Source organism: Streptacidiphilus sp. P02-A3a (assembly GCF_014084105.1).
In the GTDB taxonomy this organism is placed as follows: domain Bacteria; phylum Actinomycetota; class Actinomycetes; order Streptomycetales; family Streptomycetaceae; genus Streptacidiphilus.
This window is the reverse complement of the sequence record NZ_CP048289.1, coordinates 3729591-3746511: the sequence shown is the minus strand read 5'-3', so window position 1 is coordinate 3746511 and position 16921 is coordinate 3729591. Positions and strand designations below refer to the sequence as shown.

The window sequence follows — 16921 nt, the reverse complement described above, 5'->3', positions numbered from 1 at the left end:
CCGAACTGGCGGGGCCATCGACAACTGGGCCGCTGAAGTGGTGACATGGTGTCGTCCATGGATCGGATCCTCGGACAGCCAGTTCTCTCGTCCCAGCCCCTGCGGTTTCTGACAGCCGATCACGGGAGCTTGAGATGTTTGATCCTGATGGAACGCTTTGAGCCGGACACCCGGGAGCGGCACCGACGGGGATGCCCGGCTCGCCACCTCAGACAGGCCTCAACGGGCTTGACAGACCGCACCACCGGAACGACGTTGTTGCCGTGTTCGCCGGATAGACAACGTTGTCATACCGATTGGAGAGAGCAAATGCCACGACCACCCTTGCGAGGGCTTCAACACACGCTGGTTGCGTTACTCGCTGCAGGTGCCCTCGTCGGTTGCGGGGCAGGGGAAGGGCTTGCCCTTGCCGCGACCCCGCAGCAGGTCAGCCCGCCCGCCGCAGCATCACGCGCGAAGGCGGCGGCGCTGGTCACCTCTCCCGCCTCGCTGGTGAATCCGTTCATCGGCACCTCCAACCAGGCGGACGACTTCCCGGGCGCGGACGTGCCGTTCGGCATGGTCCAGTGGAGTCCCGACACTCCCTCCCGCCCTGACGGTGGCGGCTACGAGTACAACGACTCGTCCATCACCGGCTTCAGCCTCACGCACATCTCCGGCCCCGGCTGTGGCGCGGCCGGTGACATCCCCGTGCTGCCGACCGTGGGCGCGGTGAGCACCAGCGCCACGGATGCCTTCTCGCACGCCAACGAGTCGGCGACGCCCGGCTCGTACACCGTCTCACTCAACAACGGCGTGAAGACCGAGCTCGCCGCCACCACCCGCAGCGGGATGGCCCGGTTCACCTTCCCGTCCACCACCCAGGCCAACCTGATCTTCAAACTGGCGGGCAGTCAGAACGGCGACTCCAAGACCCAGTTCAACATCGTCAGCAGCACCGAGGTCAGCGGCCAGGTCACCAGCGGCCAGTTCTGCGGTGCGGGCAACAGCTACACCGTGTACTTCGACATGGTCTTCGACCAGCCCTTCAGCACCAATGGCACAGCTGCCGTCAAGACCACCGCGACCGCCTCCTCCCCCGCGACGACCGCCACGTCCGGTGCGGCCGAGCCGAAGAACAAGCCGACCCTGCACGGCGCGCAGCCCCGTACCGCCAAGGCCGTCACCCCGCGGACCGCGGCCGACGACGGATACGTCACCTTCAACACCACCAGCAACCCGGTCGTCCAGGCCAAGGTCGGAATCTCCTACGTCTCCGTCACCAACGCCGTGGCCAACCGCACCGCTGAGAACCCCGGTTGGAACTTCGCCGCCACCCAGAGCGCCGCGCTCGGCAACTGGAACACGGTGCTCGGCCGAGTCGCCACCTCCGGCGGGACAGCCTCCCAGCAGGCCGTCTTCTACACCGCGCTCTACCACTCGCTGCTGCACCCCAACGTCATCAGCGACACCGACGGCCAGTACTACGGCTTCGACGGGAAGACCCACACCGTCGACTCCGGCCACAGCGCCGCCTACGCCAACTACTCCGGCTGGGACATCTACCGCTCGCAGGCCCAACTGGAAGCCCTGGTCGACCCGCAGGCCGCCTCCGACACCGCACAGTCCATGGTCGACGACTACGTCCAGACCGGCCAGTTCCCCAAGTGGTCCGAGGACAACGGCGAAAGCTACGTCATGGTCGGCGACCCCGCCGACGAGATCCTCGCCGACTACCACGCCTTCGGAGCGACCGACTTCGACAGCGCCACCGCTCTGACCGACATGGTCGCCGAGGCCACCACAACCAACAACAACCGCCCCGGCCTCAACTACCTGGAGCAGCTGGGCTACCTGCCCAGTGACGGCAGTTACGGCTGCTGCAACTTCTACGGCCCGGCCTCCACCACCCTGGAGTACGACTCCGCCGACTTCGCGATCTCCGCCCTGGCCGGTTCGCTCGGTGACACCGCGGACCAGACCGCCTTCGCCAACCGCGCCCAGGACTGGCACAACCTCTTCGACTACAGCAGCGGCTTCATCCAGCCGCGCGACCAGGCGGGTCCGTGGACCAGCGGGTTCTCGCCCACCTCGGGCGACAACTTCGTTGAGGGCGACTCCTGGCAGTACACACCGATGGTCCCGTTCAACGTCCACGGCCTGGCCACCGCCATGGGCGGCAACAGCGCGCTGGCGAGCTTCCTGGACACCGACCTGTCCTCGCTCACCGGCGGCAACGGCTACACCGACCTGGGCAACGAGCCCAGCCTCGACATCCCCTGGCAGTACGACTACGTGGGCCAGCCGTACAAGACCCAGAACATCGTCCGGCAGGTCCAGGACCAGATCTGGACCGACACCCCCGGCGGCCTGGCCGGCAACGACGACCTCGGCGAGATGAGCTCCTGGTACGTGTGGTCCGCACTCGGCCTCTACCCGGAGACCCCCGGCACCGCCGACCTGGCACTCGGCTCGCCGCTGTTCACCCAGGCCGTGATCACCCTGCCCTCCGGCAGCGCCCTGACCGTCAACGGCGCCGGCGCGGCCGACAACGCCCCCTACGTACAGTCCGCCACCTGGAACGGCGCGGCCTGGAACAACGCCTACGCCCCGGCCGGGGCGATCAGCGGCGGCGGCACCCTCGGCTTCACCCTGGGGACCACCGCCAACACCTCCTGGGCCTCGGCCGCCTCGGCCGCACCGCCCTCCTACCCGGGCAACCCCACGTACACGGACATCGGGATCTCCGCCGACTCCGCCTCCTCCTCGGCGAACTTCGACGGCGGCGGCTGGAGCTACTCCGCCACCGCACTGTCCAACGCGGGCGTCACCCCGGGGAGCACGGTCAGCGTCGGCGGAACGTCCTTCACCTGGCCGAACGTGGCCGCCGGGCAACCCGACAACTACCTGGCCAACGGCCAGAGCGTCGCGGCCTCCGGTTCGGGGTCGATCTCCTTCCTGGGGTCGGCGAGCAACGGCCCCTCCTCCGGGACCGCGACCGTCACCTTCACCGACGGGACCACCCAGTCGGTTCCGCTGGCCTTCTCCGACTGGACCCTCAACGGCGGCTCGGCGACCGCCCTGTCCGGCAGCACCGTCGCAGCGACCCTGGTCTACCGCAACCAGGCCGGCAGCACCTCCGACAACGTCAGGACCTTCCTCTTCGCCAGCGCCCCGGTCACCCTGACCGCGGGGAAGACCGTCGCCGACGTCAGACTGCCCTCGAACGTCAACACCGGCGCGCTGCACGTCTTCGCCATCGGCTTCAGCGCCGGAGGCGGCGGAACCACGCCGACGGCCGGTCCGATCACCTCCGGGGTCAACAGCAGCAAGTGCGCTGACGACTTCACCGCCTCCACCACCCCGGGCGCGGTCGTGGACATCTGGGACTGCAACGGTTCCGCCGCCCAGCAGTGGACCTTCACCGGGGGCACACTGCAGGCGAACGGTCTGTGCCTGGACATCACCGGTGCCGGGACCGCCAACGGCACCCTGGCCGAACTGTGGACCTGCAACGGCGGCACCAACCAGCAATGGCAGGCCGACGACGGCACACTGGTCAACCCGGCCACCGGCAAGTGCCTGGACGACCCCGGCTTCAACACCACCAACGGCACTCAACTCGACATCTGGACCTGCAACGGCGGCACCAACCAGGAGTGGAACCCGCCCGCCTCGTCGTAGCTGATCGGATCACAGCCCGTCCTGGCCCCAGACTCCCGTGTGATGGTGGTCGATGTTGTCGCCGGTGCCGAGCCGGTGGCGTGCGGCTACGCTCGGGACCACGGCGGACGCCGTGGCGAATGCGTCCACGTTTCGTTGGGAGCATCCGAGGCGGCACTCCCTCGCCTCAACACAGCGGCCCGTCCCGCTGCCCGCACCTGTGTGGGCAGCGGGACGGGCGATGCCCGCCCGTCAGCTCGGGCTCCCGCTCAGCGGTTCTTGATCTGACCGTCGGTGATGACCCACTTCAGGTTCTCCGAGGTACTGGAACAGTCACGGAAGAGGTAGGCGGGCACACGGCTCTGCGAACTGTCGCCACCACTGTCAAGGCAGTAGCCCGTGGCCACGTTCTTGATCTGACCGTCGGTGACGACCCACTTCAGGTTGCCCGAAGTACTGGAACAGTCACGGAAGAGGTAGGCAGGCACACGGCTCTGCGAACTGTCGCCACCACTGTCAAGGCAGTAGCCCGTGGCCACGTTCTTGATCTGACCGTCGGTGACGACCCACTTCAGGTTGCCCGAAGTACTGGAACAGTCACGGAAGAGGTAGGCAGGCACACGGCTCTGCGAACTGTCGCCACCACTGTCGAGGCAGTAGCCCGTGGCAGCTCGCGTGGCGCGTGAGGTCGCCTCCGCCGTGGTGGCGGTGGCGAGCGGGATCAGTCCAGCGCCGAAGGTAAGCGCTGCAACACCAACGAGGATCGCCTTGCGGGACATCTGACCTCTTCTCTCAGGGAAGTTGCTGTCGACGGGCGGAGCCCATGGCTACCATCCGTATACGCATCATCGCATGCTGTGACAGCGGCCGGTGGCGACGCCACATCGATACCCGGGGCTCAACCCGAAGAACGCGCCCTCCTCGAACAGGACCGAGGACCGGTCCCACGCGCCCTGCGAGCATGCTGATCGCATGCCAGCCAGACGCGGTCGCGGGTCAGGGGCAATTCGGTGAATCGGAGGCCGGTGGCGTCACGCAGGGCGTTGGTGAAGGCGGGAGCTACCGGGATGAACGGGCTCTCACTCATGGACTTGGCGCCGAGCGGGCCGATCGTGTCGTCGGTCTCCATGAAGTGGACCTCCGTGCACGGCACATCGGCGTACTGCGGCAGGTGGTAGCTCCGAAAGGCCTCGGTGGTCACCTCGCCGCGGCTGCCGAGCCGTACGTCTTCGAAGAGCGTGGCCCCCAGCGCCTGGGCCACGCCGCCCTCGACCTGGCCTCGGCACTGCACGGGGTTCATCACCTGGCCGGCGTCAGCGGCATGGACGCTGCGCAGGATCCTCATCTCGCCGGTGTCCGGTTCGACGGCGACCCGGAACCAGTGGGCGTTGAAGGCCACCGAACGTGGGCTGCCTGCCCAGTGCCCCCGCGCCGCGATCTCGTCCGGGGCGCGGGCGGTGAGGGCCGCCTGGTACAGCTGTTCCAGGGGGAGGGTCCGACCCGCGCAGTCGACGGCTTCGGAGCCGAGCACGCACAGGCTCTCGGCCACCCCCGTGCACCGGGCCGCGAAGCTCCTCAGACGTTCGGCGAGGCTCTCCGCCGCGAGCAGTACCGCCTTGCCGGCCACGACCGTGCCGGTCGAGCCGAACGCGCCGGTGTCGTGGCGGACGAGGTCGGTGTCTGAGTGACGGATGGTGATCCGGTCCACGGTGGTGTGCAGGGCGTCGGCGGTGATCTGCCTGAGGACGGTAGTGGTGCCGTTGCCGAACTCGGTCGAGCCGACTGCGATGTCGTACGTCTCGTCGGAGCGCAGGCTGATGGCCGCATCGGCGTAGTGGCCGCCTGCCGGGCCGGTGGCGACCATCGCCAGGGCGGCGCCCTGGCCGGTCACCCATCCTTCCGGTGCCTCTTCGGCGCTGTGGTCCTCGGCGATGGCCCTGCGGATCACCGCCAGGCACTGGTCGAGACCGTAGGAGGCGATGCGCAAGTCCTCCTCCGCGCCGATGGGGCTCAGCATCCGCTCGCCACGGCCGATGATGTTCCTCTCCCGCAGGAGCAGCGGTTCCATGTCGAGACGCCGGGCCAACTCGTCCATCGCCGACTCGACGGCGAATGTCACCTGGCTGAGCCCGTACCCCCGGAAGGCGCCCGCTGGAACGACGTTCGTGTACACCGAGAACGCGTCGACCTTCTTGTGCGGGGCGCGGTACACGGCGAACGACTCGTCGACGCTGTGGAACAGCACAGCGGGCCCGTGGTTGCCGTAGGCACCGGTGTTGGCTACCACCCGCATCTGGATCGCGGTCAACGTGCCGTTCCGGCGGGCGCCGATCTTGACGCCGATGGTGAACGGGTGGCGGGTGGTCGCCCCGTGGAACTCCTCGGCGCGCGTGTACTCCAGCTTCACCGGGCGGCGCAGCCTCAGCGCGGCCAGCGTGACGACGTCCTCGGTGAGCATCTCCTGTTTGCCGCCGAAGCTGCCACCCACGCGCCCCGCCACCACCCGGACCTCGTCCTCCGGCAGCCCGTACAGGGCGCAGATCGCGCGGCGTGTCAGGAACGGGGTCTGGGTGGAGGAACGGATCGTCAGGCGCTCACCGGTGCCGTCCTCCTTCGGCTCGAAGTACGCGACGCAGCCGTGCGTCTCCAGGCTGGCGTGCTGCACGCGCTGCGTGCGGAAGGTCTCCTCGTACACGACGTCCGCCTCGGCGAAACCGTCCTCGACGCAGCCGATCTCGCCGTGCACCTCACCGGCCACGTTGTTCTCCACCCGAGCGATCCGCGTCTCGGGCCCCTTGCCCGCGTGGACGGCCGGAGCACCGGGCAGCATTGCCTCCTCCGCGTCGACGACATAGGGGAGTTGGTCGTACACCACCGCGACGCGGCGGCAGCCCTCCTCGGCCGCGCGCTCGCTGTCGGCGACGACGGCGGCGACGCGCTGGCCGACGAAGCGAACCGTGTCATCGAGGACGCGCGTGTCGTCCGGGTCCACGCCGGGGTGCTCATGGCGGGCGGAGGAGTACAGCGTCTGGGGCGCGTCCCTGTGTGTCAGCACGGCCCGCACACCCGGGACTTGAAGCGCCTCGGAGGCATCGATGGACACGATCCTGGCGTGCGGGTGCGGGGAGCGCAGCAGCTTCATCTGGAGCACCCCGGGGACCTCGACGTCGAAGGTGTATCGGGCGGTACCGGTCACCACTTGCGGCCCGGCGGGCGCACCAGGACTCCTGCCAACCGCCCTGCCCGCACTGGGACGTTCGATGTGTCGCGCGCCCCGCACGGCGTCCTCGATGGCGCGGTAGCCGGTGCAGCGGCAGATGTTGCCCTTGAAGGCTCGCGGCAGGTCGTCCAGCTTGCCGTCGTCGTGCTCCGTGCCCCGCTCGGCCTCCAGCGCGGCCGTCGTCATCAGGAAACCGGCGGTGCAGAAGCCGCACTGGAAGCCCTGGGCATCAAGGAACCCGGTCTGCACCGGGTGGAGTCCCCCCTCGGGGGACGCCAGACCCTCGACGGTCGTCACCCGGCGGCCCTCGGCGCGCACCGCCGGGTACAGGCAACTGTGCACCGGCTCACCGTCCACCTGGACCGTGCAGGCCCCGCAGTCCCCAGTGTCACAGCCCGTCTTCACCCCGAACCAGCCGCGCTCGCGCAGGTACGTGCGCAGACACTGGCCGGCCCGGGGCGCGGCGTCGAAGAACCGGTCGTTGACCTGGAGCCGGAAGCTCATCGCGGACCTTCCCGGCTGAGCTCGTCGAGGACCTGTTCGGCCAGGCGGAAGGTCATGTGCCGACGCCACTCGGGCAGCCCCCCGTGGATGTCGTCGAACCAGTCGCGCTCCCCCACGGCGGAGGCGATCGCCGCGCGCAGCCCCAACCGGCCGGGCGGCAGGGGGAACCACAGCCGGAACGGCCGCCGCGTGGCGGCCGTGATCGTCACGGCCAGGGCATGGTCCCGTGGATCGAGCGTCCCGATGACCAGCGCGGCGGAGCTCCCAAGACAGTGGAGGGACGCCTGCCGCAGAGCGGTACGGCACTCCAGCGCGCGGGCGGGCAGCGTCACGGAGCGCAGCAGCTCGCCCTCGGCGAGGTCCCTGCGCCCGGCTCCGGTGACGAAGTCCGTGGCCTTCACCCGCCGGACCGTGCCGTCCAGTGCCTGGAGCAGGCACTCGCCGTCGAGGGCCGCGGTGAGCGAGATCATCGGGCCGGCGGGCAGAGCGTTGCAGAGGTTCCCGCCCACGGTCGCCATGTTCCAGATCTTGAACGAGGCAAGGAAGGCCCGGCAGCACTGCTCGAAGAGAGGAGCGGCTTCCGCGTCGAGCGTCCGGCCGAAGCGGGACAGCTGGGTGATCGTGCACGTGGCCGCGATCTCCACCGATCCGTCGGACAGCGTTTGGATCGGCTCCCAGCCCATCCTGCTCAGATCCACCAGACGACGCAGCCGCGGCTGGGGCTCCGAGAAGAGGGACGTTCCGCCGCCTAGCCAGGCGTCGCCCGGACACCACGGTTCGTGACGGCGCGCGTCACGCACGTCGAGAACCGTGTTCAGGTCCATGAGCGGGTTCTCATCTCGCTGAAAGGCACGTCACGGATGTGCGCGAACGTCAGAACGCGGCGAGGACGGCTGTCTCGGTGTAGTCGACCGAGGTTTCACCGCAGGACCCGCCAATGCCTTGGGGCGTCTCCAGCATGGTCTGGCCGACGTGGTGGCTCCCGTCCGTGATGGTGACTTGGAACGTCCCTGTCGGATTGCCGTGGAGTTCATCGGCGGCGAGCAGCCGGTTGGTGCCGTGGCCCGTGCTGTTGTCGGCCCAGACGATGGTCACGTTCGAGGTGTTGTCCCCGGAGATCGGCCCAGTGCAGTCGGCGGTCTCGCTTCCCGACTCGTCCAGCGACTTGGGGGCCGTGGCGTCCTTGTCGACGCCGACCCCCGAGCAGCCGGTGAAGTCGGTGTGCGCGGTCCAGTTCTCGGCGGTCTCCGCCGTCGGTAGCGATGCCCCCCAGGTGAGGGTGCCATGACCGGAACAGATGATTCCGACTGCGGCATGGGCGGGAGCCGCCGACCCCAGACCGAGCGTCGCGAGCACGGTCACCGGGCCGAGCAGGGTGGCAGTGCGACGAAACGTGCGGGACACGGACATGGCGGCTCCCTTGCATGGGCTGCCAGGGACACGGCAGCGGGTGTACGACCTCCTCCATGGAACGGGTCGTACACGGAACGTGCGACCGGACGCGGCCAGACGGGCCCACACCCTCCGGACACCGCTGCTCGGGCGCGGCCGACCCGGCCGCGCCTAGGAGGCGGGGAAATCCTTGCCAGGCGGTTTCTCACCGTCGGCCCAGTGGCGTTGCACGCGTTCGGAGGGAGAGGGGCTGTCGGGGGATTTGATGAAAAAGTTCTTGATCGGGAAGGCGATCAGACCGGCGGTGCACCGGAAACGATTCCCGTCGAAGTAGAAGACCCTGTAGCGGTGGTCGGCGGCGTCGACAGGAAGACCGTGCAGGACGAAGAAGAGGTATCCCTCGTAGGTCCCGCCGATCTTGAAGAGGTCGATGCGGCCCCACTGCTTCTTTTCGGCGGTCAGGTCAGAGCCGACGGCGCCGGTCGAGGTCCACGTGGTGCTGTTGGTGCTGCTGTGGGTGTAGCTGCCGGAGAAGGAGGGGTCTCCGATGCCTCCGATGGACACCTTGAGGGAGCCTCCCACGGAATAGCCGTCGGTCTCGCTGTGGGTGTTGCTGATCGTGTTGGTGACGGTGTAGCTGAGCTTTGTGGGACCTTCGACAGTGTCCGTGGACACCGCCCACGGGTAGCGCACGCTCAGCGTGCCCGAGGTCGCCAGGCGGTTGGCTTGGCCCGCCACTTTCAGAAAGTCCTGGAAGTTGTCATAGATGTACTTCTGCGATTCGCTGGTGGAAGTGGAGTCGATGAACATCACACCCCTTTTGAACTCGTCGTCGCTGAAGCAGTCCCCACCCACGCTCCTGAGCGCACTCAACTGTCCGCCGGTCAGCGAGGATGTCCATTTGTCGACGCGCTCGGCGTCGTTGGCCAGTCCCAGCGCGGCGATGTCCTGGGGGATGAGGTATCCCGGATCCTCTCCCGCATTCACCAGCGGAACCCCCGCGTCGGCCTGCTGGGCGTCGCCTGCCTCCCCCTCCACCCGTTCCGGGAGGAGGGTTGACGGTCTCATGGCAGTGCCGTCGCCTTCGAGGCGCCCTCCTTCACCGACGGCCGCGGGTTCCATCAGCAGCGGATGATCCTCAGACATCTCAAGATCCATCGGTAACTCCCTGTGATCGAAGTCGAGTACCTGCCGTGGAACTGGTTAACGCTCCACGTCACGAAAGGTCACAGTTCCGGATGAGCCTCTCCACCTTGTCATTGGAGTCGGCCTCATCCCGCGCGTCGAAGGGACGCTCGCGGGCGAAGCCGCGCGTCACCCCACGCCGGAAGATCAGCACTGGTGGGCCGCGGGGCACCAGCACGGCGACGAAGGAGTAGGGCCAGCCAGGAATGGGCTGCGAGGCAGTTTTCGCACGGCCGTAGACGTGGCAGAAAGTGAGCGCCACGATGGCCGAAGGTAAGAAGACCCTGCTGCGCCTCGACCCGGCGGTGCGCGACGCGCTCGCCCACGGGGGCCGTGCGGCCACGGGTATCGGCACGCGGCCGACGGGCGCGCGTGTTCCCGGCCCGGCCGGATTTCGGCTGGCGGCGTGCCGCTGCTTGCCTCCGGCCGGGCCGGGAATTCGGCGGGGTTTACCCGCCCGGCTCAAACCTGGTCTCAGACCTGGGGACCGGCCGGGTCGCCGAGGCCCGGTCCGCGGAACAGCTGCTGCGGCGTGGGGCTGGTCGGCGGCTGCTGCTGCGCCTTCGGGTGCAGCAGTTCCTGGGTGGCAGCCCAGCCCCAGACCTCCAGCAGGGCGTTGGGGACCAGCCGCACCAGGTGCGACGGGGCGTAGTAGTGGTAGCCGTAGTCGAGCCTGGCGTTGTTGTGGGCGTCGACGGTGGCCTCGCCGGTGCCGGTGGCCGCCTGGGCGACCAGGCCGGTGTGGCTGAGCGTGCCGTTCGGGCCGAGGTAGGTGACCACGATGTCGCCGGGCTGCGCCTCGCCCGGCTGGTCGCCGACGTCCTCGCCGATACCGCTGTCCATCAGGTAGGCGTAGAGGTTGTTGTACTGCGGCAGGTCGGAGATCAGCAGCAGGTCGTAGACCTTTCCGTTGGGCGCCGTGTAGTCGAAGTAGTCGCTCTGCGGGTCGTTCGGGCCGAGTCCGGGGACCAGCCCGGCGGCGGCCAGCGAGCGGGCGACGAACTCGGCGCACTGGTAGTTCGGCTGGGCGCTGCCGAAGGTCACCGGCGTGCTGTCGTTCCAGGCGGTCCAGTTCCAGTGCGCGTCGGCGTACTGGACCTCGATCGCCCGGGTGACGATGTCCGTGTCCGGCAGCGAGGGACCGGCGTCCGTCCGGGCGGTGGCTGAAGCGGCCGCCGGCTGGTCGGCGAACGCGGGCGCGGACAGCGCCGGGGCGGCGGCGCAGACGAGTCCGGCCACGATCGCGGTGGAGGCGAGGCGCCTGCGAAGGGCATACGTCACGGTCAGTTCCTTGCTCTCACGTCCCAGGCAGCGGTGAGGGCTCAGCGGAGCCGCTGCGCACAGGACGAACTCAGGTAAGTCACAGCCCTCACTCACCCTCACTCCCAACCGCGCCGAAAGGTTGCACCCGATCAGCTGTCCTTTCGTCTTTTCTGATGAACGAAACTGCTGGTGACGGTGCGTCTAGTGGACCAGCGCGTACTGCAACGGGACTCCGAGCGCGTACAGGCCGTCCAGGAACTGCTCCACACCGAGCGCGGCGAGCAGCAGCCCGAGCAGCCGGGAGAGCACCTCCAGCAGGGTCTGCTGTAGTCGCCGCAGCAGCGGCGCGAGGATCAGCACGCACAGGAAGTTGATGACCACCACCGCGAAGTAGGCGGCGGCGATGGTGGTGTCCCAGGACCAGGTGTCCTTGTCGAGCGACTCGACCAGTACCGCGGTGACCGCCAGCGGGCTGGCCACGTACGGCAGCAGCAGTTCGCGCAGGCCCTCGGCCAGCGGGTTGGCCAGGTGCCCGGGATCCTCCTCCGAGGCGCCGAGGTGGATGCCCAGCACCAGCGCCAGCGCGTAGGTGAAGAAGATCAGCCCGCCCGCCAGTTCCAGCGACTCGTGGCCGATGTGGAAGAGCGAGGAGAGGAAGCTCGCCGAGTAGGCCAGGACCACCCCCACCACCGCGGCCACCAGCGAACTGACCCCCGCCAGCCGGACCAGTTCACGGCGCTCCCGGTCGCGGGCCAGGTGGGCGAAGGAGAGCAGCACCTTGGGCGGGCCGACCACGGCGAAAAAGGTCACAAAGGCACTACTGAGGTTGAAAGGGCTGAAAGCAGACATGGGCCCATCATGCGCTCGCCCGGCGGCCCCGGACGGGACCACCGGCCGCCGGTCCGGTCGCCGCGGCCGGGGTCCGGTGCTACAAAGGGGACATGATCAGGCGCTGGGGCCTATCGAGAGCCCGCGGGGCGGCTGCCGTCGCGGAGAGGCGCCTGAAGCTGCTGTACGACGCCGGCAGCCGGATCGGGGCCACGCTCGACGTCACCCGGACGGCCGAGGAGCTCACCCGGTTCGCCGTCCCCCGGTTCGCCGACTACGCCACGCTGGACCTGGTGGACCCGGTGCTGCGCGGCGGGGAGCCGGTGGGCGGGACGGTACTCCGGGCAGCCCTCTCCGGCATCCGGGACGATCCGCCGCTGTACCCGGTCGGCACCGTGATCGACTTCGGCCGGGCCGCCCCGCAGCCGATCGGTTTCGGGAGCGGCGAGCCGGTGCTGGAGCGGGACATGTCCGCCTTCGGCGGATGGCAGGAGCAGGATCCGGACAACGCCCGCAGGATCGTCGGCTACGGCATCAACTCGATGATCGTGGTGCCGTTGCGCGCGCGGGGCGTGCTGCTCGGCATGGCCAGCTTCTGGCGCTCGCGCGGGACCCAGCCGTTCGAGCAGGCGGATGTGTCCATCGCCCGGGAACTGGTCGGCCGGGCCGCCGTGGCCGTGGACAACGCCCGCCGCTACACCCGCGAGCACACCATGGCCGCCGCCCTGCAACGCAGCCTGCTGCCGCGCGGGCTGCCGGAGCAGACCGCGGTCCAGGCCGCGCACCGCTACCTGACCGCGCGGGCCGAGGTCAGCGGCGACTGGTTCGACGTCATCCCGCTGCCCGGCGCCCGGGTGGCGCTGGTGGTCGGCGGGGTCACCGGCCACGGCCTGCGCGCCGCCGTCACCATGGGCCGGCTGCGCACGGCGGTGCACAACTTCTCCGCCCTCGACCTGCCCCCGGACGAGTTGCTGGGCCACCTGGACAAGCTGGTCAGCCGGATGGACCGGGAGGAGCCCCAGGGCGACGACGAGGTCCCGGTCACCGGCGCCACCTGCCTGTACGCCGTCTACGACCCGGTCACCGGACAGGCCGTCATGGCCAATGCCGGGCACTGCGGACCCGCGCTGCTGCTCCCCGACGGCCGGGTCTCCTTCCCGCCGCTGCCCGCCTCGCCCGCGCTCGGCCGCGGCGGGCGGCTGCCGGTGGAGACCACCGAGTCGGCGCTGCCGGAGGGCTCGCGGCTGGTGCTGTACAGCGCCGGGCTGATCGAGGACCACGACCGCGGGCCCGGCGCCGGGCGGGAGTTGCTGCGCACCGCGCTCACCGCCGCGGCCGGGCTCACCCCCGCCGAGATCTGCGAGACCGTGCTGGACACCGTCCTGCCCGCCCGCTGCGACGACGACATCGCGCTACTGGTGGCCAGGACCAGGCTGGTCGGCCCGGACCGGGTGGCCGAGTGGGACGTCCCGTCCGACCCGGCGGCGGTGGCCCCGACCCGCTCGGCCTGCGCCCGCACCCTGGACACCTGGGGACTGCGGGACCTCGGGTACACCACCGAACTGATCCTCAGCGAGCTGATCACCAACGCCATCCGCTACGGCAGCCAGCCGATCCGGGTCCGGCTGCTCCGCGACCGCGCGCTGATCTGCGAGGTCTCCGACGGCAGCAGCACCTCCCCGCACCCGCGCCGGGCGGCCAGTACCGACGAGGGCGGCCGCGGCCTGTTCCTGGTCGCCCAGCTCGCCCGGAACTGGGGCACCCGCTACACCGGCCAGGGCAAGATCATCTGGGCCGAGCAGTCGCTCGCCGACGAGCCCGCGGTACCGGACCTGGCGGGGATCCTGTCCGACCCGTCCGACTGACCCGCCTCCGGGGTGGCGGGACCCGCCGTCCGGCACCCCAAAATCTCCTTATGATGAGGCCATGCTGGACTCACGACACCTCGCGACCTTCCACGAGGTCGTCCGCGTCGGTTCGTACTCGGCCGCGGCCCGGGTGCTGGGCTACACCCAGCCGGCCGTCACCCAGCAGATGAGAGCGCTCGAACGGACCGTCGGGGTACCGCTGTTCCTCCGGGTCGGGCGCGGGCTGAAGCTGACCGAGGCCGGTGAGGCGCTGTCGCGGCACACCGCCGTGATCCTCGGCGACATCTCGGCGGCGCAGCAGCAGTTGAGCGCGCTGGCCAGGCTGCGCTCCGGACGGGTCCGGGTCTGCGCGTTCCCGAGCGCCAACGCCACCCTGGTCCCGGAGGCGATCGCCCGGCTGCTGGTCGACCACCCGGGCATCCGGGTCGAGTTACAGGAGGACGAGCCGCCCGAGTCGCTGCACCGGCTGGCGCGCGGGGAGTGCGACCTCGCGCTGGCCTTCAGCTACCCCGGGCTGCACACCGAGACCTCGGCGGACCTGGTCGAGATACCGCTGATGGAGGACCTGTTGACGGTCCTGCTGCCGGTCGGCCACCCGCTGACCCGACGGCACGGGGTGCGCCTGTCCGACCTCGCGGGCGAGCGCTGGATCGCGGGCTGTGCCCGCTGCCGCGCCCATCTCCTGCACGCCTGCTCGGAGTTGGGCTTCAGCCCGGACATCGTCTTCACCACCGACGACAACCTGGCGGTGCAGAGCCTGGTGGCGGTCGGCGTCGGCATCGCGCTGATGCCCGCGCTGGTGCTGTCCTTCCTGTGCCACAGCAAGGTGACCGGACGCGCGGTGGAGCCGCACATCCGCCGGAAGGTGTCCGCGTACGTGCTGCGGGAGCACCTGCGGATCCCGGCGACGGCGCTGGTGGTGGACGCGCTGAAGGCGATCGCCGCCGCCCGCGACGGCTGCTGATCGGGCACCGGCCGATCCATAAGCGCTCGTTGGCGGGGGGCCTACCAACCGTCGTTGGACAACGCGGACCGCTCCGCCGATGTTCGAGTCATGACATCCCCACACGTGTCCTCCAGGGCCGACAGCCGTACCGGCGACGCGATCGGCGCCCTGGTCACCGGTGTCCGCGAGGTCGTCGGACGCGGCCTGCCACCGGGGCTGACGGCCGATCTGGTGGCCGAGGTGCTCGCCCCCGCGCTCGGCGCCGCCGACCTGCTCACCGCCGAGCAGTGCCAGGGCGACCCCGACGGCTACCGGCAGCACCTGCTGCACGCCGAACCGGACCGCAGCTTCTCGGTGGTCTCGCTGGTCTGGATGCCCGGGCAGCGGACCCCGATCCACGACCACCTCTGCTGGTGCGTCACCGGCGTCCACCGGGGCCAGGAGAACGAGCGACGATACCGGCTGGCCACCGACGGACGCAACGCCCGGCTGCTCCCGCTCGCCGACGTGGTCAACCCGACCGGCGCGATCGCCGCGTTCGCGCCGCCCGGCGACATCCACCTGGTGCGCAACAGCTTCCCGGCGAAGACCGTCTCGATCCACATCTACGGCGCGGACGTCGGCAGCCTGGGCACCAGCATCCGCCGCGTCTACCTCGCGCCGGAGGGCGGACAGTGACCGCCGTCCGGGACATCGCCGTGGTCGGCGCCGGAGCGGCGGGCACACTGACCGCCATGCGGCTGCTGCGCCGCGCGGCCGGGGAGGGCGACCGCGGCTGCCGGGTCTGGCTGATCGGCCCCGGCCGCACCGGCCGGGGCCTGGCCTTCGCCACCGACGCGCCGCACCACCTGCTGAACGTGCCCGCCGCCGGGATGAGCGCCCACCGGGACGACCCGGGCCACTTCGTCCGCTGGCTCGGGTCGCGCGCGGGCGCCGACGACTTCGTCCCCCGGGGCCTGTACGGGAAGTACCTGGCGGACAGCCTCGCGGACACCCTCGACGCCGTCGGCGGCCCCGGGGGCGGGCCCCGGCTGCTCCGGGTGCGCGACCGCGTGGTCGGCCTCGGCCACCGGCCGGACCGCGCCCGGGCGCCGCTCTCGCTCCGGTTGCGGTCGGGGCAGTCCCTCGCCGTCGACGCCGCGGTGCTCGCCCTGGGCAACTTCCCGGCCGACCGGTCCTGGGCACCGCCGTCGCTGCTCCGCTCGCCGCTGTTCCGCGCCGACCCGTGGGCGCCCGGCGCCCTGCGGGCGCTGCCGGAGGACCAGGACCTGCTGCTCGTCGGCACCGGGCTGACCATGGTGGACGCGGCGCTGACGCTCCAGCGCCCGGGCCGGGTGGTGCACGCGGTCTCCCGGCACGGGCTGCTCCCCCGGCCGCACGCCGCCCGCCCGCTGCTCCCGGCGCCCGCCCCCGGCCTGGACGCCCGCTCCGGCCTCGACCCGCTGCGCCGGGCGGTACTGGGCCACCTCGCCGCGGGCCGTCGCAGCCACGGCGACTGGCGGGTCGGCTTCGACAGCCTGCGCCCGGTCACCTCCGCGCTCTGGCAGCAGCTCGCCCCGGCCGAACAGGCCCGCTTCCTGCGCGAGGACCTGCGGTTGTGGGAGGTGCACCGGCACCGGATCCCGCCGGTCAGCGCCGAGGCCCTGGCCGACGCCGTGGACCGGGGCCGGGTCACCGTCGGCAGCGGCACGGTGACGGACGCCGAACCGGTGGCCGACGCGCTGCGGGTGCGCCTGGCGGACGGCCGCTCGCTGCGCGTGGGCGCGGTGGTGAACTGCACCGGCGCCCAGACCGACCTCACCCGGATCGAGGATCCGCTGGTCACCGGCCTGCTCGGCACCGGCCTCGGCTCCCCCGCGCCGGTCGGCGGCGGGTTCGACACCACCCCCGACGGCCGGCTCCGCCCGGCCTCCCAGCACGACCCGGCGCCGCTGTGGACCCTGGGCTCGCTGCGCCGGGGCAACCTGCTGGAGACCACCGCCGTCCCCGAGATCCGCTGCCAGGCGGACGACCTGGCGCTGACGCTCCGGCAGCACCGCTAGCCGGGCCCGGACGGGAGCGGCCGTCCGGCCC

At 70.5% G+C, this 16921-nt stretch carries 12 protein-coding genes and 1 pseudogene; 5 read left to right on the top strand and 8 right to left on the bottom strand.

Annotated elements, in window-relative coordinates; all coding sequences use genetic code 11:
- Window positions 1-45 precede the first annotated feature (45 nt).
- Complete coding sequence (locus GXP74_RS17000) at window positions 46-3663, top strand: lectin (RefSeq protein WP_370468431.1); 3618 nt, start codon at window positions 46-48, stop codon at window positions 3661-3663.
- Window positions 3664-3911: 248 nt separating this feature from the next.
- On the opposite strand, the gene GXP74_RS16995 is transcribed toward GXP74_RS17000, so the two are convergent.
- The 8 genes from GXP74_RS16995 to GXP74_RS16960 all read right to left on the bottom strand — a co-directional run bounded on the left by GXP74_RS16995 (window position 3912) and on the right by GXP74_RS16960 (window position 12016).
- Window positions 3912-4421 carry an RICIN domain-containing protein gene (locus GXP74_RS16995; RefSeq protein WP_182452319.1) on the bottom strand — a complete coding sequence of 170 codons (510 nt, stop codon included), beginning with the start codon at window positions 4419-4421 and terminating at the stop codon, window positions 3912-3914.
- 119 nt (window positions 4422-4540) lie between these two features.
- On the bottom strand, window positions 4541-7366 hold the full coding sequence (locus GXP74_RS16990) for a molybdopterin-dependent oxidoreductase (RefSeq protein WP_182452318.1): 2826 nt from the start codon (window positions 7364-7366) through the stop codon (window positions 4541-4543).
- Window positions 7363-8190 carry a xanthine dehydrogenase family protein subunit M gene (locus GXP74_RS16985; protein WP_182452317.1) on the bottom strand — a complete coding sequence of 276 codons (828 nt, stop codon included), beginning with the start codon at window positions 8188-8190 and terminating at the stop codon, window positions 7363-7365. The genes GXP74_RS16990 and GXP74_RS16985 overlap by 4 nt, the downstream gene beginning before the upstream one ends.
- A gap of 49 nt (window positions 8191-8239) precedes the next feature.
- Window positions 8240-8776, bottom strand: coding sequence for a hypothetical protein (locus GXP74_RS16980; protein ID WP_182452316.1), 537 nt, complete (start codon window positions 8774-8776; stop codon window positions 8240-8242).
- A gap of 153 nt (window positions 8777-8929) precedes the next feature.
- A complete protein-coding gene (locus tag GXP74_RS16975; protein ID WP_182452315.1) occupies window positions 8930-9916 on the bottom strand; it encodes a hypothetical protein in 987 nt (328 codons plus the stop codon).
- 58 nt (window positions 9917-9974) lie between these two features.
- Window positions 9975-10205 (bottom strand): hypothetical protein, encoded by a 231-nt coding sequence (locus GXP74_RS16970; RefSeq protein ID WP_182452314.1) that lies wholly within the window; start codon window positions 10203-10205, stop codon window positions 9975-9977.
- 212 nt (window positions 10206-10417) lie between these two features.
- On the bottom strand, window positions 10418-11224 hold the full coding sequence (locus tag GXP74_RS16965; protein ID WP_182452313.1) for an amidase domain-containing protein: 807 nt from the start codon (window positions 11222-11224) through the stop codon (window positions 10418-10420).
- A 183-nt stretch (window positions 11225-11407) separates the two neighbouring features.
- On the bottom strand, window positions 11408-12016 hold the full coding sequence (locus GXP74_RS16960; protein WP_255528118.1) for a MarC family protein: 609 nt from the start codon (window positions 12014-12016) through the stop codon (window positions 11408-11410).
- Window positions 12017-12180: 164 nt separating this feature from the next.
- On the opposite strand from GXP74_RS16960, the pseudogene GXP74_RS16955 reads away from it, so the two are divergent.
- The 4 genes and pseudogenes from GXP74_RS16955 to GXP74_RS16940 all read left to right on the top strand — a co-directional run.
- A pseudogene (locus GXP74_RS16955) lies at window positions 12181-13899 on the top strand (SpoIIE family protein phosphatase); the annotation flags it as partial.
- Between the two features lie 61 nt (window positions 13900-13960).
- Window positions 13961-14866, top strand: a complete 906-nt coding sequence (locus GXP74_RS16950) for a LysR family transcriptional regulator (protein ID WP_182452310.1) — start codon at window positions 13961-13963, stop codon at window positions 14864-14866.
- A 90-nt stretch (window positions 14867-14956) separates the two neighbouring features.
- Window positions 14957-15526, top strand: a complete 570-nt coding sequence (locus GXP74_RS16945; protein WP_182452309.1) for a cysteine dioxygenase family protein — start codon at window positions 14957-14959, stop codon at window positions 15524-15526.
- Entirely contained in the window at window positions 15523-16890 is a 1368-nt protein-coding gene (locus GXP74_RS16940) for an FAD/NAD(P)-binding protein (protein ID WP_182452308.1), read from the top strand. Before GXP74_RS16945 ends, GXP74_RS16940 begins: the two co-directional genes overlap by 4 nt.
- The last annotated feature ends 31 nt before the right edge of the window (window positions 16891-16921 follow it).